Genomic DNA, 17,980 nt, shown 5'->3' with positions numbered 1-17,980 from the left:
AAGGGAATGGAATGAACGGTTACCAGAAGTATAAAGAAAACAGCATATACTCCATGAGCGGTCCGGAATTACTGCTGCTGCTGTACGAGGAGGCAATCCGGCGCCTGTCGAAGGCAGAATACGCGCTGGAAGACAAGGAATACGGGATGTTTGAGGATTCCCTTATGCGAACCTCGCGTATTGTCCGGTATCTGATTGATATATTGGACATGCAGCAGCCAATCAGCCGGGACTTAAGGCGTATTTATCAATATTTGATTTACGATATCAGCAGGATTAAGGCCGGCCGGGAGCGGGAGAAGGATGAGATAGGAAGGGTCCGCCGTATCCTTTCCGAACTTAAGGACGCGTTTGACCAGGCCAGCTTAAAGGTCCAGGATACGCATGTGGTCCAGAACAGGGGAATCCTGGGGTAGGAGAGGATATGGCATTGGATTTGGAACAAATCATGCTCCTGTTGCAGAAACGTTTAAACGGGATGCAGGAAATGAAACGTCTTACAGGGGAACTTCTGGAGTCAGCCTCAAGAAATGACCAGGTATCCCTTGGATTGATTCTTCAGATGCGGGCCGACGAGATGGCCAGGGTGGAAGCTGCCGGGGAACAGATATGGCTGATGGCTGAACAGGGGCCGGAGGAAGCCGGGCAGGTCCGCTGGCTGATGTCGCAGGAGTTCTTAAGGACAGGTGAGCCAAAGGGATTTGAGGAGAGAAAGATTTTTGAGATACGGAGTAAGACCGCCTCGCTGTTAAAGGAGGTCCGGGAGGCGGACCAGCGCCTGAACCGGCACATTGGCGGCGGGCGGTCCTACTATGCATCTAATAAATAAGGAAAGGAGGAATTGCCATGACGGTTAACGGCATATCCGGCAGCAGTTACCAGTATCAGAATATGCTCAATCTAATCCGGCTATCAGGTACCGGACGTTCTTCCGGTTATCAGGCCGTAAGTCCCGTTAAGCGGGTGTCCTCAGCCACATCATCATCCAAGGCTGCCTATGAGGATATCCAGAATTTCCTGAAGGACTATCAGTCAAAGCTGACCGGGCTGGAGACAGCGGCTTTAAAGCTTACGGAGAGCAGCAGTAAAAATGTATGGAATGATTATCAGGTAACCACCACGGACAGCTCTGTGGCCGTGGCTTCTGCATCCTACCGGCTGAAAGGGGATACGGATATCACCCTGAATGTCCAGTCCCTTGCCCAGGCCCAGCAGAACGCCAGCGCGTCGCACCATGCCCAGGAACAGGCGGACGTGGGCGCGGATATGGACTTTGAGATTACCGGCCCCGAGGGCGGTAAGATATCTGTGTCCGTGGGAAGTGTCAATGAAAACGGCACGGCCAAGACTTATCAACAGATGTACCAGGAAGCGGCGGGGGCCATCAACGCCCAGTCCGGCGCAGGCGTCAGGGCATCTGTGTCCAATGTGGACGGAAGGATATCCCTGGTGCTTTCATCAGCCAGGGAAGGGGAAGCCGGCGGCTTTACGGTCAGCGGGAACGCCGGAGCTGCGTCCGGTATTGAGGATGCCTCTGCCCGGGCCCAGGACGCTGTGTACACGGTGACCGGGAACGGGATAACCCAGACCCTGCGTTCGGATACCAACAAAATCAGTCTGGATTACGGCAGGATTGGGGCGGAACTGAAGGGAACAGGCGAGGCCAGGGTTTACACCGGCATTGATGAGGACACCGTGGTCTCTGCGGTGGAAGACCTGGTGAAACGCTACAACGAGGTATCCGGTCTTCTGAAAGACAATGGGGACAGGGGAACCGGGGCTGTGTCACACCTGGCGTCCTTTGGGCGTGGGATGGCGGACGCCAAGACCCTGAAGGCGGTAGGGATTACCTACAATAAGGACGGAGAACTGGAATTAGACAAAGATACCTTAAAGAACGCCCTGGAAACAGATCTGGAAGGTACGAAATCCCTTTTGGGCGGGCAGTTTGGAATGGCGGAAAAGGCGGCCAGGCGGGCGGAGTCAGCCCTGTCCGACCCGGTCCAGAGGATTGTGGACAGCGACCTTGCCGCTGTTGCCAGCAGAAGGGAGCAGGAAACATCATCTGCCAACTTCAGGTATTTATCCAATTTTGCCAGAAGCGGGCCGTATAACATGACCAACTTCTATACGGTCGGCCTGCTGCTCAACACCCTGGCATAAGGGATGTGTTAGCAAAGCTGTACATACTTCATGTGCAGCTTTCTTTGGATTATGTCACTGCGATGGGAGGGATATATGGATCGGATAATATTTGAAGGACGTTTTCTTGTGAATCTGGCAGGCGGTATCGTGCGTCAGGATGACCTTAAGGCCATACACAGCAGGATTGACTGGGAGCATATGTACCGGACAGCTGATTACCACAAGATTGCCAATGTGGTGTATCTGGGAATACTTGGAAACGGAGAGAAGGTACCGGAGCGCTGGATGGAACGGTTTTTTGGGCGGTATCAGGAGTCGCTGTCATACAGCGATACATCGGAGGATGCTGAGCGTGAGATACTGACGCTTTTAGATATGATGGAGGTTCCGTGCATCATCCTGAGCACAAGCCGGATACGCCTCCTGTACCAGATACAGGAAATGTCGGCCAATAACCCGCTCAGGCTGAAGCTTGACGAGGAAAGTTATTCCCTGGCCAAAGGATATCTGGTGGATTTGGGATATGAGACGGAACGGATTTACAAGGGATTCGGGGAACGCATGGAGCGTCCTTCCGGTTTCTGCGTGGAGCTGTACCATAAACTGCCCTTTCGCACACGTCCTTTTGGCAAGGGAATGCAGCGCATCATGGAGACTGCCTTCATAAGAAACTCCTCCAATTATGTGAGGACCATTTCCATTGAAAACCGCTATATTTTCATGGCGGCCCAGGCAGCTTACCATTATACGGAGGACGGTCTTTTAATCAGGGAAGTCCTGGACCTGTATTTATACCACAAGGCGTGGCGGGAGGAGATGAACCGGGAATACATCGCCGACCGGCTGAGAGAGTTCCAGATTGACGGACTGGCTGAAAAGATTCTGCACATTTCCTATATGTGGTTTGGCTCAAAGGAGGATATCCTGGAGGACAGCCAGCCTGAGGATATGGGGGTCTATGATGTGCTGGAGAACCGGATCCTAAGCCGGGGCGCAATCAGCCGGGAGACAGACCACCAGGCCCTGCGTCTGGCTTCTTTGATAAAGCAGGATATAGAGAAGGAGAGACGCAGGGACAGCCAGGCCATATTCATGGAGCGGCTGGAGGGGTACAGGGCAGCCTTCATGAGAAAGCTTCGCTGGCTTTTCCCAGAATTCCGATATATGTGCGCCATATATCCTTTCCTGGAAAAATTGCCTGTATTGCTGCCGGTTTACTGGGTCCGGCGGGGAGTACGGCTTATGGCAGGCCTGCTGGCAGGGAACGTGAAGGATAAGGATACCTATGAATGAAAGCTGTGCCCAGTCCTGTTTTCCTCCAGTTCCAATGTCCCGATTGCGTTCTGAATCCGTCCTGAGTCCCGGAGCGTGAAAACGGAAAGACGGGCATTGACACGGGCACCGTCTGCAAGGCGTATGGCCAGCCTGCAGGAGATGTCCTGTTTTTTGATGTAAACCGACAGGAAGAACCTGCAGAATTCGGCTTTATGATCTTCACATATGATTCCCTGTTCCAGAAACCCTTCAGGCGCGTGCAGCGGCCTGGATGTCAGGCCCAGAAGCCTGCAGGCAAGGGCGGAACACGTGGCAATGTGGGATTTGATATCCAGTTCAAAGAACGGCAGCCCGGGGGAATCCATGACAACCTGAAGCCCCTGCCTGCAAAGGCGGGCGTTATTCAGGCTGTGGTATAATTCAGATGCATCGGAAATCTTTGCATAGAGGATGGCTGAGTCCGGTTTCACGGACAGACAGTAAAGCTCTGCTTTGTAGAGGCGCGGATTCTTTCCTGCCTGGATGTATGTGGTCCGGCCGTCGGATGGGTTCAGCCTTGCCGTACGGCGGCATACGGCAAGAAAAACATCCGGATGCCTGAGCTTTAAAAGGGATAGCAGGTCATCGCCTGGGCAGGGTACGTCCTGGCTTCGTAACAGGGCGCAGAAGGCTTTATTTACATTTAATATGCTCAGACTGGATTCCTTCAGGGAAAATACCACCACAGCGCCTAACAGCAGTTCCGTTATCTGTTCGTTAATCATATTCTGGGAGAACAGGTCAAGGGTGGACACAAGCCCGTTGAGTTTCCCCTTCTGCGCACCCATATCCGTGACATCCAAAAAATTGCCTGGCAGCAGCTTCTCATATTCACAGGAGGGAATCGGCTTGCAGAACAGGAATCCCTGGGCGTAGAAACAGCCGATTTTAAGGAGGGTGTCCGCCTGTTTCTGGTTTTCCACACCCTCGGCAATGATGCGCAGGTTCAGCCAATAGCTGATGCGTATAACAGAGGAAAGGATGTAGTTGCTTTTTGGTGTGTCACAATTCAGAAAACGCATATCCAGCTTAATCACATCCACATTTGTGTCGGCAAGAAAGCTGAGGGAGGAGTATCCGCTTCCAAAGTCATCCATCAGGACAACAAACCCGGCCTGATGCAGTTTGTCAATGGTATTCTTGATGGAATCCGGATGCTCCGCATAAACGCTTTCCGTTATCTCCACTTCCAGCTGGGATGGGGAGAGATGGTACTTTTTCACCAGGCCTTCCAGGATTGCGGCCACATCCAGGCTGCCGATACTGATCCTGGAAGCGTTAACCGAGACAGGGATGGGAGGATATCCCTTTTTGTTCCACTGATGAAGATGGCGGCACAGGGACTCCCATATATAGCAGTCCAGTTCCTGAATCAGGTTATATTGCTCCAGTACAGGTATGAACTTGCCCGGGGAGATGAATCCGGCCGTGGGATGGTCCCATCGGACCAGGGCTTCGGCGCCGATTATTTTGCCTGAGGCAATGTTATATTTTGGCTGGAAATAAAGCTGGAAATCATGGTGTTCCAGGGCTGTTTTAAAGTCGGATAATATAATCTGTTCCAGCACGAAATTATTGTACATGGAATCACCGTATACCACCACATGCCGGTCATCTATGTCATAAATGGAGGACGCGGCCATATAGGCCTGGTTTAACAGGGAATGGGCGGCTGTTTCAGTCCCCTTTACATGACGTATCCCGATGGAGGGCGGCGCCATGGTCCTGGAGAAATCAGAATATGCCAGGAAAATCTGCGTTGTCATGGATTTTTCTTCTGAACTTGGAAGAAATACAGAGAATGCATCGGCGTACACGCGTGATACCAGAATGGGCACATCTTTTTCCTGCGGTAGCCGCAGGTAGCTGGCTATATGGCAGAGAAAACGGTCCCCGTAGTGGGTTCCCTGCTGGACATTCATAAGCTTTAAGTTCTTGATGCTGAAGTAAATCAGTGAGAATTCCCAGTCAGGATGTTCAGCCAGAAGCGCGTCTACTTTTTTCAGATAGACCGTATTATGCATCAGTCCCGTGAGCTTGTCATTCTGTTCCAGAAGCAGGATGCGCTCCTGCAGGCGATGGATTTCATTTTTCATGGTTTTATCATCTGTGTCCATAAATCCCCCTTCGGTATAGCATATCAGGTATCATGCTTCTTGGTGGAGAAGATGCCTTTGCAGGGCGGCCTGAAGGGACCGGACCGAACTGGTCTCAGGAGCAAGGGAGGCCTTGTTCATCTTCTCTGCTTCAAACAGTTCCTCACGGACAACGGGAATCTGTTTTGGCGCCTCAATGGCAAGACGCACCCCGCTGGAAGCGCATTCCGTGATTGTGACCCGTATGTTATCACCAATGAGGATACTCTCATTCTTTTTTCTCCGCAGTATCAGCATATCCATCACTCCTGTCATCTGTATTTGGCGGCTCCAGCATGCCTGGAAAGGAACTTATCTCATGGCGGTACCCGTATTCGGGATTCTCAAGGATGACCTGTTTTCCCTTCCGGGTCAAGGGGTTAATGGCAAGGGGGCATTTCATATTGACCGTGTTCTCAAGGTAATTGTTCCGGATGACGCATAGCGCATAGTAAGAGAGCTCCCCACTGTCTGACACATCCAGACAGGCGAGCTCTTCCTGGGAAAGTATGGGGGAATAGTCCGGTGACAGGAAGGCGGGGTTGATGACCACAAAGGCAATATCCGGCTGCTCCGTGGACTGCATCAGAAGCAGGGAACCCTCGTCTTCACTGAGACAGATCGGAAGATAGCTAGTCAAATTGGAAAAGCCGAAAAAGCCTCCGTTTATGGTAACCAGGTCTTCCTGGTCATATTCCACCTCTCCATAATAATCAGTCTGTATTTTCATAAGTTTCATGACTCCTATATCGATACGTTTATATTGGTTCCCGAAGAATCCTCTCGGGGAGGAATGTAGTTAAAACCACCGGTATACTCAAACTGTATACCAGGGTATTGTGTGACAATGGTCATGACAAGGGGCGGTACATAGGAAAGCTCGCCTTTTGCCACCCGCAGTTCAAAAGAACCGCGCTGGATTGTGTAAGCGGCAGCTGCTTCTGAGGGAACCTGGACAGAAGGGGCATGGACCGGCTGATCTGTATGACTGGATACGGCTGCTTTAAAGGAAGCAGGGGAGGCAGGATTCCCGCTGGGAACAGGCTGCGGGCATAAAGGGAATGACTGGTTTCCGGTGGCTGACTGGGAAACCGCACCGGACGCGTCCCTGCCTGTTGCAGGCGCACCTGTCCGGGGCAATCCTGCAAAGGACGCCTGGGGCTGGCTGGCCTTGGTTTCTTTTGAGAAAGCAGCGTTCACCTGATTAAGGAAATCATAGTCCAAACAGCCAGCGGCGGCCCGGAACCGAGACAGGAAGGCATGATGGCGCACCAAAGCTTTATGGCGCTCCAATGCCATATTGTCTGTCGGAACCAGGCGTGCGTTCTGGGTGAACCGAATGGCCTGGAAGGGAACGGAAGAGACTTTTATAAGCTGTTCCATCATGGACACCTCCTCCCCGGGTATGGAACATAGTCAGGAAATCAGCTGTACCTTGCAATGTTTTTAAAATTATTCACAAAAGATTATTTCACAAAATCAAATAAGGACGACGACATCATATTAGAACCCACCCGAAGCGCCGCGTTATAGGACTGCTGGTAAGAAAACATCTCGGTTATGGCCTCATAGGGGTCTGCTCCCAGTTTCTCCTTATACTGTTCTGTCAGGGCGAGCTTGATGGTGGTCAGCTTTTCTTCAGTTGACTCAAGAAGGGAATACTTATTGCCCAGGTCGCTGTATACGGTGCTGACCGAATGCTCTGTTTCGGTCATTGTATCCATGACCGAACCAAGGGCAGAGGAGAAATCCTCCCTGCTGCCCCCGCCAATATAGTTATCGGAAGCAATGACAGCCTTGCCCACCAGTGCAACAGGACTGTTGTTCAGCCTGCTTATGACCTCATCCCTTGCCTGGCTGTCCGACATTGCATTCATAGCGCCGGCGGAAAGTCCGGTGATGAGGTTAAGCCCGCCTGTATTGGTGTCCAGAAGGGTATCAGGTTCCGAGATGTTGCCATACCCCACATCCATATAACCGGTTTCACGCATGGCTTTGACGATATTGTCCATGGTCTCATCACTGTCCATATTAGCAGGCGGGTTGCCTTTTGTGCCGCTGAATTCATATTGGTAGGTCCCGTCCGGCTGCTGGGTCAGGGTCATCACCATTTTGGTGGCAGCATTATCCCCTGCAAAGGTATGGGAAAATGTTAACTCCCTGCCATCCGCGCTTAGGGTAAAGGGCGGGGTGGTGGTGTCACTGCCGCCAAATATGTAATTGTTCTGATACTGGGCGTTTAAATCATTGACCATGGACTGCTGCTTCTGGAGCAGGTCATCCCGGACTGTCTGCACAATCTGCATATCGCTGTTATTGCTGTCGGAGCGGACATACTCAATCTTTTTCTTGGCCTCGGACAACCGGTTCTGAATGGAACGGGCCCCCAGCTCCTGCTGATAGAGCCGGTTTTTCACATTGGTGATAAGCCCAAGCTTGCTCAGGGTGTCCTGATACTGGTTGTCTATTTTCTTGCCCTCGTAGTAGGCCAGGGGATTGTCAGACGCTTTTTCGTAAGCTTTCCCGCTGGATACCTTATTCATGCTTTTATTCAGCCTGCCGTGTACATCATTGATGGAATTAGTGAAATTCCGGTAGTATGATGAGTTAGTGACGCGCATATTGTTTTATACCTCCATCATTAGGTTCTGTTTATCTTCCCACAAGGCCGGTGCCGCTGATCAGGGTGTTAAGTGCTTCGTCCAAAGCCGTCATAAGACGTGAAGCAGCATTATAAGCTGAAAGATAGGTCATCATATTGGACGCCTCCTCATCCAGGCTGACTCCTGATATGGAATCCCTGGAATCCTGTATGCTGTTTAATACCGTTACGTTGGTCTTAAGGGCGTTGATGTTGCTGCTGGAATCATTGGCCAGTATGGTGGATACATTATTCATATAATCCGCAAAGGACTTATTCCCCAATTCGGGATGGTCCTTTTTCATGTTATTCAGCATGGACAGGACCGTGTCCTTGGAACTGCCGTCTTTTTTTCCCAGATGTACGGTTCCATTGATCCATTCTTTGCTGATGCCGATGGTCAGGGCAGTGATATCAGCAGCCGGGTCGGTCCTGTTGGCGAGCAGTTTTCCCTGACCGCCTTCCGCATTGGCATCGTTCATGATTTTGGCGAAATGGGAGGCCAGCTCATCCAGGCGTTTCATATAGTACTGATAACCCCTCACGTTATCCTGGACAGAAGAACCAGGGGCAACCGGGTCCCCGGTGCCCTTCTTGCCAAGCATATCCAGGCTGGCCTGTATGGAGCCTGATGCCAGCTGGATGCCGGTGGCAGAGGCTGATTTGGCAGTCTGGCCGCTGGAAGAGGCAGGGGTGAACTGGATGGAAACAGCCGTGGGGTCTGACGGGTCGCTGTCCACAGGGGTAAGCTTGCCATAGTTGCTGCCCAGGGTGCCTTCGGTGCCGTTGATAAGGGTCAGCCTGCGGGTAGTGCCCTCCGGGTCCGTGGTATCCCTGTATACAAGCTCTACCTTAAGGTCATCCGGCCACTCCTTCCTGCTGATGATATTGCCCTTGGAATCATAATTATATAATTCTTTGGGGGCATCGATGATATGAGCCGGCGCGTCCGGATCATCCGGGTCCGCCACCGTCATCTTGCCATCGTGCTCCGCGTCTTTAAAATAAGTCACCTCAATGGGGATGTAGCTGGCCAGCTCATCCAACAGGCTGTTCCGCTCATCCAACAGTTCCAGGCTCTGCTGCCCAAGGACCTGATTCTGTTTGATCTGGTGGTTCAGATTCCCAATCTGGCGCAGGATGTCATTGACCTTATCCACGGAGCCCTGTTCGCTGGTGCCTGTTCCGTCCAGCTTGCTCAGCTCTGCCTTTTCGGCTTCTTCTATCTGGCGCGCCGCATCGTTGAGCAGGTTGGTAAGGGACTGCATACGGGAACGGAGTTCGCTTTCATACACAGAGTCATTGCCTTTATCCTGTAAGTTGGTAAGGGTGGACTGGACGTCGTCAAATGCGGTGCGGATTCCCTCAATGCTGCTCTCGTCCAGGGCTTTGGACAGGGTGTCCAGGGCTGTCTGGAGGGTGTCGGAATAACCGGATTTGTTAATCTGGGCCCTGTACTGGGCATCCAGATAGGGGTCCCGGATCTGGCTTACTTTATCCATGCTTACACCAAAGCCCACGGCAATCTGTGAACCGTTCATATAACGGGAAATGGGATTGCAGTAATTCAGGCTGGAGGTTTCAAGCTGCTGCCGGGTATAACCCTGCGTGTTCATATTGGAAAGATTCTGTCCGACTATGTCCAAACGCTTCTGGCTGGCCTGCAGGGCCGAGAAAGCAGTGGAAAAGCCGGAAAATGTGGCTCGTATCATATGGTATCATCCTCCGGATTGTTGTTGGAAGCGGCAGGTATCCGCTTATACGTATCGGTCATGGAAAAAGGAAGAAGGTCCTTTGGCCGGATTGCCGTTTTCATCATAGCCCTCCCCGGTTGCGGCGGAGAGAATCTGGTTAAATTCCCTGAGCCTGACCTGAATCATCCGCTCCGCGGTTTCCTTAACCTCACGAAGATGCTTAATCTGGCTGTCCAGCCGGGTGAACAGGGGAGAGAGGCGGCCGGCCTGTTCCGCGGTGGACTGGCTGAGGATCTGGCGGAAGGTAAGCCCTTTCCAGCCCATGGCTTCAGCCAGCCGCAGACGTTTCTGTTCCAGTCCCCGGAGCTTTAATATATATACCTGCTCACGCTTAAGGATTCCGTCCATCCTGTCATGATGGCCCAGGGAAGCGGTTTCCGCCTTTTCCTCCTCAAGCCTGGCAATACCCTCAATGGTATGGGCCAGCTGTTTAATGGAGCCGGCAAATTCCTCCAGCAGATCCTTTGTGTTGTTCTGATAATCCATGGTTCATTCTCCTTCATTAACGGTAGCCCAGTAATTTCTCGGCTATGCGCCTGGCGTCGGGACGATAGGCTCCTGACTCCACCTGCTGTTTTAAACTCAGCACCCGTTCGCTGCTTACACCGGCCTCCAGCCTGGCCGCAGCCTCCCTGGCAAGTACACGGGCAAAGGACATATCATCCTCGGGATAAGGGGACTTGTTAAGTGATATCTTATCATAATCGCCGGCTTCCCTGCCGGCAGACGTCTTTTGTGTGTTGGTGGTGGAGGTAATGGACCGGTAATCCGGAAAATCCGTGCTGCCGGTTAAAAATTTGATGTTCATGACACCCTCCTTTCATTCAGTGCTCTGATGGATTCCCTTTGCTGCTATACGTAATTTATCGGCGCTTTTTGACCGGGGATAAGGCAGTTTCGAAAAAAAAGAGATAAAATTTTTAGAAATAACCCTAATGGTTAGGGAGGACTGCGCCGATATATATAAAGATATAGACTCATTTTCTAAGTATAGTTCAGTACGGAGGTATTATGGCTAATATCTTACAGGTAACCGGTCCTTCCCTGAATCCGGACAACAGGAACATATCAGACAGCCAGAGGATTGCGGAGCAGGGGAACAGCCAGAAAATCCAGAATCCCGTGGACCCGTCCCGTGTTGTCAGGGCGGACGGGCAGGAGGAAGGAAAAAGCGGGGATGCCACAGGGGAAAGAAGCTATAGCATAATTGACTATGAAAGCAATTACGGGGCTTTCATAAAAAAGCTGGGGGAGGGCATGGGACTTCCAAGGCTTTTGGAACAGCTCTTTTCCAGGGAAACGGCCGCACTGCTGTTCGGGGACCAGGCAGAGGTTGGGGAGCTGGTAGAGAGGCTGCTTTCCTCGGTCAGGGTGGATTCCCCGGAAGAACTGCTTTCCTTTCTTAAGGGGCAGCAGCTTTCCCAGGCCAAATTCTCAGGTCCTTTTTTTGACGGGCTGAGGAACATCCTGTATCAGGATGCCCCGGGGAGCATGAAGGAAGCGGTCCTGGCCTTTTTAAAGACATATAACGATTACTCGTCCGGCGGCCATTTCCTTCAGCAGATGCGTACCCTGACAGATGATATAAGCCATCTCCTGATGAGACCCTTCCGGGATGATTTCCAGCAGCTTATGGGAGGCATGGACTGGAAGGCGGCCAATGGGGACACGGCGGCCAACACAAGCTTCCTTAACAGCAGGCTGATTCCTTTCCTGTCCAATTATATATCCAGGACCCATGATTACGGGGCTGTGCGGGACGCTGTCATGCATCTGATATTCCATGCGGTGCGCTATGAGAACGGAAGCATGGACCGGCTGCAGCAGCTGTTTGACCGTTTGGCGGGAAGCCGCGGCGTGGAAGCTTATTTTAAGGACAATGCAATGCCTTCTATGGACAGCATACTGAGCGCCCATGGACAGTCAAAAGAGAACGGTTTTGCAGATACATTTTCCTCCCTTCTGTTAAAGGGTGCCAACGGGGAGGCGGGACTGGAGAATATCCAGCAGTTTTATCAGATCATGAACGGAATGCTTCTGAATGAAAGCGTATACCTTCCCCTTCTCCATATCCTGTTCCCGTTCCAGTACCAGGGAAAGAACGTGATGTCGGAAATCTGGGCGGACCCGGACGCGGGCGGGGAAGGTGAAGATGTGGGCAGGAAGATAAAGATGCTGCTCCACTTTGATGTCCAGGGTTTAGGCAGGTTTGAGATGCTCATGATATTTAAGGACAGGTTGGTGGACATGCAGCTAGGGGTGCCGCCTGCCCTTGCAGGCCAATCCGGGGACATAGAGGAACAGGTGGCCGGAATCATGAAGAAGAACGGCCTGGGCCTGGGCCGCATGCTGGTAAGGGAAAAAACAGGCAGCCTGAGGATTGAGGATGTGTTTCCGGAAATAAGGGAAAAGGAGAGGACCATCAATGTCAGGATTTGAGGAACTGATGAAAAAGAAAGCCGTTGCCCTTAAATACGACGCCCAGAAAAACGGGGCGCCTGTCATTGTGGCTTCGGGTATGGGGTATATGGCTGAGAAAATCACGGAAGCAGCCATGGAGGCAGGGGTCCCTGTATATGAGGATGACTCCCTTGCCACGCTCTTGAGCCAGATGAAGCTGGGGGCGGCCATTCCCCAGGAATTATATCAGGCTGTGGTAGACATATACATATATTTCCTGGGATTTGTACCGGAGGGGATTCCGGAGGAACAGGAAAGAACCGCTATCCCGGAACAGGATGATAGCAGGGAAACGATATAAGGAGGAACAGCGGATGCCAAACAGGTGGATTAAGGGCGCAGCGGCCGTCATACTGGCCTGCTGCCTTGCGCAGGGGGGCCTCATCACAGCTATGGCAGCCACCAAGCCCATCAAATCAGTGAGCGTGCGGGTGAATTCCAAGCTGGAGGCCGGAAGCACCCTGCCCGGCATAGACATCGGGACAGGAACACCGGAAAAAGGCAAGGTGATGGTGTCGGGAGGCAACAGCAAGTATCATGTATCCAGGGCGGAATGGGTGGATAAGGCCGGGGAGGAGCTTAAGTCGGCGGACGAGCCCAGGATGAAGGTCACATTGGAGCCGGAGGATGTGGGGGAGGATTATTTCCTTGCAAGCTATAAGTCATCGGAGGTCAAAATCAGCGGAGGCACCTTTGTGTCCGCAAGGCGGGACGGGGACAACCTGGTGGTGACCCTCAGGGTAAACGGGGTAAAGGGAGAATACAATCCTCCTAAGGATGCCTTCTGGAATGAGAAAAACCTGGGCGAGGCCAAATGGGACAAGCCGGAGAATACCTCCGGATATTATGAGCTTCAACTGTTCCGGGACGGGAAGTCCGTCCACAAGGTGTCCAAAACATCAGCGGTCAGGTACAATTTTTACCCGTACATGACAAAGGAAGGGGATTATACCTTCAAGGTAAGGACCATACCGTCAACGGATGTACAGGTAAAATACGGGAAGAAAAGCGAGTGGATTGAATCCGGGGAGCTGCAGATTACGGACCGGTATGTATCGGATGGAAAGGGGCAGCAGAAAAAGGACGGCTCCTTGATCCGGGGAACCGCGGATACGGTTGGCTGGGTAAAGGAAGAAGACGGCTGGCATTACCGTTATCCGGACGGCAGCCTGGGCAGGGGCGGCTGGGAGCTGATTGATGGCTTATGGTACTATTTTAACATGGACGGCCTTATGCTTAACGGCTGGCAGAATGTGGACGGGCGGTATTATTATCTCCAGCCCGACGGGCAGATGGCGGTGGGATGGGCCAGGGTCAATGGGAAATGGTATTATTTCCGCCCGGAGGAAGAGGCCGGGGAACCCGTAGGTTCCATGGCCGGGCCGGGCTGGAAGGTAATTGGGCCTTATTATTACTATTTTAATGATGACGGCTCCCTTTATACGGGCTGGCTTTCACTCAACGGAAAACGGTATTATCTGAACACGGTGGACAACAGCCTTCAGGGCGCCATGTTCACGGGATGGATCATAAGGGACGGCCAGACCTTTTATGCGGATTCCAATGGGGAGCTGGTGGAAGGCTGGTGCCAGATAGACGGGAACTGGTATTATTTTCATCCGGGTTCATACGAGATGGCAAGGGATACCCGGATCAGCGGATTTTATGTGAACCAGGATGGAATATGGACACAGTAGCAGGAGGTGCTTTAATTGAGGAAAAACAGAACACTGAGGGCGGCCCTGGGGCTGGGGGCGGCCATGTCGCTTTGGATGGGACTGTATGCATACGGCGCTCAGTCCAGTGTGATTGAAAGCGTGAACGTCAGCTTTAAGACAATCTATGGGGAGCCGGAGGAGATATCTGAACCGGAGGTTACGGTCAGCGGCAAAAGCTGCTCCCTTGGGGATGTGCAGTACCGCACGGATTATGACAACTGGAAACCGGGGCGCAAGGTCCGGGTGGAGGTTACGGTGGTGGCAGAGGACGGAAAATACTTTCCCGCCACCCTGAACCGCTCCAAATGCAAGGTCACGGGCGCTGACTTTGTGTCAGCCAAGGCCCTGGATGATTCCAGCCTTCAGGTGAAGGCGGATTACCGGCCGGTCACGGTGCTGGGCGATACACAGAAAGCAGGCTGGAGCAGTACGTCCAAGAAAAAGGCCGTATGGAAGTCCGTGGAATATGCACCGGGTTATACCCTTACCCTGTACGGTGATAATAAGGTGGTTAAAAGGATGACCGTGGAAAGCAACAGCGCTAATCTGGCCGACTATATGACGGACATGGACAAAACCTATTATTATGAAGTGAAGGCAGTGCCTGTTACCTCGGATGAGAAGAAGTATCTGAAGGAAGGCCAGTATGTGACCTCCACGGACCAGGAGTTTGACTGGGAGGATTACGAGAAGGAAGAAAAGCGCGGCCAGGGACCTGGGGACGGCGGTTCCTTTAAAGGGGATAATTATGTGATGCCGGACGGTTCAAAGGCAGTTGACACATGGAAGCTTGTTTCCGGCAAATGGTACTACTTTGACGGCAGCGGCAGCCGGGTAAAGGGCTGGTTCCAAACAGGAGGCAGATGGTACTACATGGACCAGAACGGTGCCATGTGCATGGGCTGGCTCAGTCCCGGGGACGGATTCTGGTATTATCTGGGAGAAAATGGGGACATGCTTACGGGCTGGATACAGCCAAGCCCTGGAACGTGGTATTATCTGGAGCCGGACGGGCGCATGAAGACAGGATGGCTCAATGACAACGGAAGCTGGTATTATCTGGACAGCGATGGAAGCATGGCTGTGAACCGTATTGTTGACGGCTGGAACATAGGCCAGGACGGAAAGGCTTCAAGATAAGGAGTACAGGGGGGCGGGAATAAATATTGAAAACCGCCCCGGGATGAAAGGAGCAGGATAAAATGGGTTTAATCACATCGGCTGCCCAGGCTCAGGCCGTCAGGCAGCAGGAGGAAGGAGCTGTGGGCCGTGTATTTTCGCAGGACAGCGCCTTCCGGAATATGCTGAAAAACGGGATTTCCGGCGCTGCCCAGGACATGGATGCCATGTTTGAGGAAGCGGCGGCCAGATACAACCTGCCTTCCGGGCTGATACGGGCAGTGGCAAAGGCGGAATCTGATTTTAACCCCAGGGCCGTATCACATGCGGGAGCCATTGGGGTGATGCAGTTAATGCCTGGAACAGCCAGGAGCCTGGGGGTATCGGACCCCTATGACGCCAGGCAGAACATCATGGGCGGGGCCAGGTATCTGAAGGAAAACCTGGACCGGTTCGGGGATGTGAGCCTGGCCCTGGCCGCGTACAACGCAGGGCCGGGAAGCGTCCAGAAATACGGAGGTATCCCTCCCTATAAAGAGACCCAGAATTATGTCAGGAAGGTAATGGCGTATATGGGTGAGCCCGGCCTGAAGGCGGGGAGGACCGTTACGGCTTCCAGTGGCAGCAGCCAGTACCCTGCCATGCTTTATGCCATGAATATGGGGACAGGCAGCCGTATCCTGTCATCAGGGTCCGGCGGCAGTTCCCTTGGCGGGGGAGGAGGCCTGGCCCTCAGTTCCCTTGGCAGTGGAGGAAACCTGGCCCTCAGTTCCCTGTATGGAGGAAATATCACCGGCAGCAGCCCTCTGGCCTCATCTGCATGGATGGACAACCTGTCCATCCGCCAGGAAGGGGACAATATAGTCATGGACAAGGAAAGCTTTGCCAGCCTGGTGCAGATGATGCGGATTCAGATGATGATGAATGCGGACCGGGAAGTGGGAGCGCTGGTATAAGGGCAGGAGGAGTAACAGGAACATGGTATTAAAAGATTGCAGCAGGTGTATGGTTTACACCCCAACAGGACAGCGCCTGTCAGAAGCAAGGGTCGTTCATGCAAAGGACAGTGTCACACTGTTCTTTTCTGATTATAAGTTTCAGGATTCCCGGTTTCAGTCCAGGGTGGATTTTTATGACGACCAATGCGGCCTGATAGTGGCCAAGTGCGAGGTCACCATACGGAGGAATCCGGCATATCTGGAAACAGGGGAGCCGTGGGCGGCTGACTGCCGTATCCTGGATGTGAAGAATGTGGTCCAGCGCCAGCGGGATATACGGGCCAAGGTCTATCTGGAGGTGGAGTTTGAGCTGAGCAATGGCAGACATTTTTACGGCACCATCCGCAATCTCAGTGCTGGAGGGCTGTATATCACCACGGTCCAGCCCCTTAAGAGGGGGGATGTCATATCCTTCTCCTATTGTTTCCGAACCCTGGAACGCAGGTTCAATGTGGTTATCCTGTGGGCGAAACGCGCAGAGGGCGGAAGATACGGATACGGCTGTAAATTTTTAAGGCTGACGGACGGGGCCGAGGCAGCCATCCGCTCCTTTGTATACAAAAGGCTTCTTGATAAGAGAAAGGGCATTACATGAAGATAAACCTGGTGATGATTGTCAGGAACGAGGAACGTTTCCTGGAACGCTGCCTGAAAAGCGCAAAACATCTTGTGGATGATATAATCATAACCGACACCGGTTCCGCGGACAGGACAAAGGAAATTGCACGAAACGCAGGGGCCCTGGTTCTGGAATATGGGTGGACCGATGATTTTTCCGCTGCCCGCAACTTTGCCCTGGACCATTCGGACGGGGACTGGAACCTGGTCCTGGACGCGGATGAGACCCTGCGCCCTTATTCCAGGGAAAGGCTGGAAGAACGGATATCCAGGCTGTGGGCTGCATACGGACAGGCGTGGATGGGAGCCATTACCAGATACGATTCCTACCATGACGTTGACGGAATCAGTGTCAGCACCTCCCTGATTCCAAGGCTTCTTCCCCGCGGTATAAGATATGCGGGAATCATCCATGAACAGCCAAACACCGGGATTGGGTGTTATCCCCTGTTGCTGGAGGCGGACCACGACGGTTATCTCAGTGGTGATAAAGGGGAGAGGAACCTGCCCTATCTTGAGAAAGCGGCCCGTATGTATCCCCAGGACGCATATTACAGATTCCAGATGGCGGCCACCCTGCGGAATATGGAACGGCTGAAGGACAGCCTTGACTGGTTTTGCAGCTTTTATGAAAACGTACCCGGACAGGCAGGATACCGGACCGAGGGCATCCTTTTATACCTTTATACCCTGTTGGACCTGGGCGGGCCCGCCTGTCTTCATGAGGCGGGGGATATCATCGGGCGGGAGAAGCCCGTGCTTGGAAAACGGGCTGATTTCTGTTTTTTATGCGGGCTTTTTTATATGAAGCTGGTGTTGTTGGATGTGAGACAATACCAGCATCTGCTGCCTGAGATAGAAAAAAATTATCTGGAGTGCCTGAGGATAGGGGAACACCCGGAACAGGGGGGAGTGGTTGGCACGGGATCCTTTAAGGCGGCCTATAATCTGGGGCTTTGGTATGAAGTGTCGGGCAATGGGGAAAAGGCGGCGGGGTATTACAGACAGTCAGCCCTTGCAGGATTTGGACCGGCTGCAAAGCGGCTTAAGGAAATGTCTGTGAAAATGGGCCTGTGAT

General features: G+C 52.6%; 19 protein-coding genes. 11 read left to right on the top strand and 8 right to left on the bottom strand.

The window, feature by feature from the left end:
- Window positions 1–11: 11 nt before the first annotated feature.
- From DWX59_RS07930 to DWX59_RS07915, 4 genes are all read left to right on the top strand, one after another.
- A complete protein-coding gene (locus tag DWX59_RS07930) occupies window positions 12–416 on the top strand; it encodes a flagellar export chaperone FliS (RefSeq protein ID WP_117557823.1) in 405 nt (134 codons plus the stop codon).
- Window positions 417–424: 8 nt separating this feature from the next.
- Window positions 425–829: a hypothetical protein gene (locus DWX59_RS07925; RefSeq protein ID WP_117557822.1), complete on the top strand. Its 405-nt coding sequence runs from the start codon at window positions 425–427 to the stop codon at window positions 827–829.
- Between the two features lie 17 nt (window positions 830–846).
- Entirely contained in the window at window positions 847–2,163 is a 1,317-nt protein-coding gene (fliD, locus tag DWX59_RS07920) for a flagellar filament capping protein FliD (protein WP_117557821.1), read from the top strand.
- 75 nt (window positions 2,164–2,238) lie between these two features.
- Window positions 2,239–3,438 carry a nucleotidyltransferase family protein gene (locus DWX59_RS07915; RefSeq protein WP_117557820.1) on the top strand — a complete coding sequence of 400 codons (1,200 nt, stop codon included), beginning with the start codon at window positions 2,239–2,241 and terminating at the stop codon, window positions 3,436–3,438.
- Here the strand turns inward: DWX59_RS07915 and DWX59_RS07910 are convergent.
- From DWX59_RS07910 to DWX59_RS07875, 8 genes are all read right to left on the bottom strand, one after another.
- Window positions 3,429–5,576 (bottom strand): GGDEF domain-containing phosphodiesterase, encoded by a 2,148-nt coding sequence (locus DWX59_RS07910; protein WP_117557819.1) that lies wholly within the window; start codon window positions 5,574–5,576, stop codon window positions 3,429–3,431. The two genes, DWX59_RS07915 and DWX59_RS07910, sit on opposite strands and share 10 nt — an antisense overlap.
- 30 nt (window positions 5,577–5,606) lie before the next feature.
- Window positions 5,607–5,852: a carbon storage regulator gene (locus DWX59_RS07905; RefSeq protein ID WP_117557818.1), complete on the bottom strand. Its 246-nt coding sequence runs from the start codon at window positions 5,850–5,852 to the stop codon at window positions 5,607–5,609.
- On the bottom strand, window positions 5,824–6,324 hold the full coding sequence (gene fliW / locus DWX59_RS07900; RefSeq protein ID WP_117557817.1) for a flagellar assembly protein FliW: 501 nt from the start codon (window positions 6,322–6,324) through the stop codon (window positions 5,824–5,826). The genes DWX59_RS07905 and fliW overlap by 29 nt, the downstream gene beginning before the upstream one ends.
- A gap of 14 nt (window positions 6,325–6,338) precedes the next feature.
- Window positions 6,339–6,980: a hypothetical protein gene (locus tag DWX59_RS07895; protein ID WP_117557816.1), complete on the bottom strand. Its 642-nt coding sequence runs from the start codon at window positions 6,978–6,980 to the stop codon at window positions 6,339–6,341.
- Window positions 6,981–7,060: 80 nt separating this feature from the next.
- Window positions 7,061–8,137, bottom strand: a complete 1,077-nt coding sequence (locus DWX59_RS07890; protein ID WP_235844958.1) for a flagellin family protein — start codon at window positions 8,135–8,137, stop codon at window positions 7,061–7,063.
- A 109-nt stretch (window positions 8,138–8,246) separates the two neighbouring features.
- Window positions 8,247–9,947: a flagellar hook-associated protein FlgK gene (locus tag DWX59_RS07885; protein WP_117557814.1), complete on the bottom strand. Its 1,701-nt coding sequence runs from the start codon at window positions 9,945–9,947 to the stop codon at window positions 8,247–8,249.
- 45 nt (window positions 9,948–9,992) lie between these two features.
- Window positions 9,993–10,475, bottom strand: coding sequence for a flagellar protein FlgN (locus DWX59_RS07880; protein ID WP_117557813.1), 483 nt, complete (start codon window positions 10,473–10,475; stop codon window positions 9,993–9,995).
- Window positions 10,476–10,491: 16 nt separating this feature from the next.
- The gene (locus DWX59_RS07875) at window positions 10,492–10,797 is read right to left on the bottom strand and encodes a flagellar biosynthesis anti-sigma factor FlgM (protein WP_117557812.1); all 306 of its coding nucleotides are present in this window, start codon (window positions 10,795–10,797) and stop codon (window positions 10,492–10,494) included.
- A gap of 203 nt (window positions 10,798–11,000) precedes the next feature.
- On the opposite strand from DWX59_RS07875, the gene DWX59_RS07870 reads away from it, so the two are divergent.
- The 7 genes from DWX59_RS07870 (at window position 11,001) to DWX59_RS07840 (ending at window position 17,979) form a co-directional block, all read left to right on the top strand.
- The gene (locus tag DWX59_RS07870; protein WP_117557810.1) at window positions 11,001–12,428 is read left to right on the top strand and encodes a hypothetical protein; all 1,428 of its coding nucleotides are present in this window, start codon (window positions 11,001–11,003) and stop codon (window positions 12,426–12,428) included.
- A complete protein-coding gene (locus DWX59_RS07865) occupies window positions 12,415–12,750 on the top strand; it encodes an EscU/YscU/HrcU family type III secretion system export apparatus switch protein (RefSeq protein WP_117557808.1) in 336 nt (111 codons plus the stop codon). The genes DWX59_RS07870 and DWX59_RS07865 overlap by 14 nt, the downstream gene beginning before the upstream one ends.
- Before the next feature lie 13 nt (window positions 12,751–12,763).
- A complete protein-coding gene (locus DWX59_RS07860) occupies window positions 12,764–14,146 on the top strand; it encodes an N-acetylmuramoyl-L-alanine amidase family protein (RefSeq protein ID WP_117557806.1) in 1,383 nt (460 codons plus the stop codon).
- 15 nt (window positions 14,147–14,161) lie between these two features.
- Window positions 14,162–15,307 carry an N-acetylmuramoyl-L-alanine amidase family protein gene (locus tag DWX59_RS07855; protein WP_117557804.1) on the top strand — a complete coding sequence of 382 codons (1,146 nt, stop codon included), beginning with the start codon at window positions 14,162–14,164 and terminating at the stop codon, window positions 15,305–15,307.
- Window positions 15,308–15,369: 62 nt separating this feature from the next.
- On the top strand, window positions 15,370–16,242 hold the full coding sequence (locus DWX59_RS07850) for a lytic transglycosylase domain-containing protein (protein ID WP_117557802.1): 873 nt from the start codon (window positions 15,370–15,372) through the stop codon (window positions 16,240–16,242).
- A 22-nt stretch (window positions 16,243–16,264) separates the two neighbouring features.
- Complete coding sequence (locus DWX59_RS07845; protein WP_117557800.1) at window positions 16,265–16,879, top strand: PilZ domain-containing protein; 615 nt, start codon at window positions 16,265–16,267, stop codon at window positions 16,877–16,879.
- The gene (locus DWX59_RS07840; protein ID WP_117557798.1) at window positions 16,876–17,979 is read left to right on the top strand and encodes a glycosyltransferase family 2 protein; all 1,104 of its coding nucleotides are present in this window, start codon (window positions 16,876–16,878) and stop codon (window positions 17,977–17,979) included. The genes DWX59_RS07845 and DWX59_RS07840 overlap by 4 nt, the downstream gene beginning before the upstream one ends.
- Window position 17,980 lies beyond the last annotated feature (1 nt).

This window comes from Enterocloster aldenensis (assembly GCF_003434055.1).
In the GTDB taxonomy this organism is placed as follows: Bacteria; Bacillota; Clostridia; order Lachnospirales; family Lachnospiraceae; genus Enterocloster; species Enterocloster aldenensis.
This window is presented reverse-complemented; position numbering and strand designations above follow the sequence as displayed.

What these genes read in the sequence shown, in the direction of transcription:
- DWX59_RS07880 (WP_117557813.1), bottom strand. Translation starts at nt 10,475, where the DNA reads ATGGATTATCAGAACAACACAAAGGATCTGCTGGAGGAATTTGCCGGC.
- fliD (WP_117557821.1), top strand. Translation starts at nt 847, where the DNA reads ATGACGGTTAACGGCATATCCGGCAGCAGTTACCAGTATCAGAATATG.
- DWX59_RS07885 (WP_117557814.1), bottom strand. Translation starts at nt 9,947, where the DNA reads ATGATACGAGCCACATTTTCCGGCTTTTCCACTGCTTTCTCGGCCCTG.
- DWX59_RS07895 (WP_117557816.1), bottom strand. Translation starts at nt 6,980, where the DNA reads ATGATGGAACAGCTTATAAAAGTCTCTTCCGTTCCCTTCCAGGCCATT.
- DWX59_RS07910 (WP_117557819.1), bottom strand. Translation starts at nt 5,576, where the DNA reads ATGGACACAGATGATAAAACCATGAAAAATGAAATCCATCGCCTGCAG.
- DWX59_RS07865 (WP_117557808.1), top strand. Translation starts at nt 12,415, where the DNA reads ATGTCAGGATTTGAGGAACTGATGAAAAAGAAAGCCGTTGCCCTTAAA.
- DWX59_RS07860 (WP_117557806.1), top strand. Translation starts at nt 12,764, where the DNA reads ATGCCAAACAGGTGGATTAAGGGCGCAGCGGCCGTCATACTGGCCTGC.
- DWX59_RS07930 (WP_117557823.1), top strand. Translation starts at nt 12, where the DNA reads ATGAACGGTTACCAGAAGTATAAAGAAAACAGCATATACTCCATGAGC.
- DWX59_RS07875 (WP_117557812.1), bottom strand. Translation starts at nt 10,797, where the DNA reads ATGAACATCAAATTTTTAACCGGCAGCACGGATTTTCCGGATTACCGG.
- DWX59_RS07840 (WP_117557798.1), top strand. Translation starts at nt 16,876, where the DNA reads ATGAAGATAAACCTGGTGATGATTGTCAGGAACGAGGAACGTTTCCTG.
- DWX59_RS07890 (WP_235844958.1), bottom strand. Translation starts at nt 8,137, where the DNA reads ATGAATAAGGTATCCAGCGGGAAAGCTTACGAAAAAGCGTCTGACAAT.
- fliW (WP_117557817.1), bottom strand. Translation starts at nt 6,324, where the DNA reads ATGAAAATACAGACTGATTATTATGGAGAGGTGGAATATGACCAGGAA.
- DWX59_RS07905 (WP_117557818.1), bottom strand. Translation starts at nt 5,852, where the DNA reads ATGCTGATACTGCGGAGAAAAAAGAATGAGAGTATCCTCATTGGTGAT.
- DWX59_RS07845 (WP_117557800.1), top strand. Translation starts at nt 16,265, where the DNA reads ATGGTATTAAAAGATTGCAGCAGGTGTATGGTTTACACCCCAACAGGA.
- DWX59_RS07915 (WP_117557820.1), top strand. Translation starts at nt 2,239, where the DNA reads ATGGATCGGATAATATTTGAAGGACGTTTTCTTGTGAATCTGGCAGGC.
- DWX59_RS07925 (WP_117557822.1), top strand. Translation starts at nt 425, where the DNA reads ATGGCATTGGATTTGGAACAAATCATGCTCCTGTTGCAGAAACGTTTA.
- DWX59_RS07850 (WP_117557802.1), top strand. Translation starts at nt 15,370, where the DNA reads ATGGGTTTAATCACATCGGCTGCCCAGGCTCAGGCCGTCAGGCAGCAG.
- DWX59_RS07870 (WP_117557810.1), top strand. Translation starts at nt 11,001, where the DNA reads ATGGCTAATATCTTACAGGTAACCGGTCCTTCCCTGAATCCGGACAAC.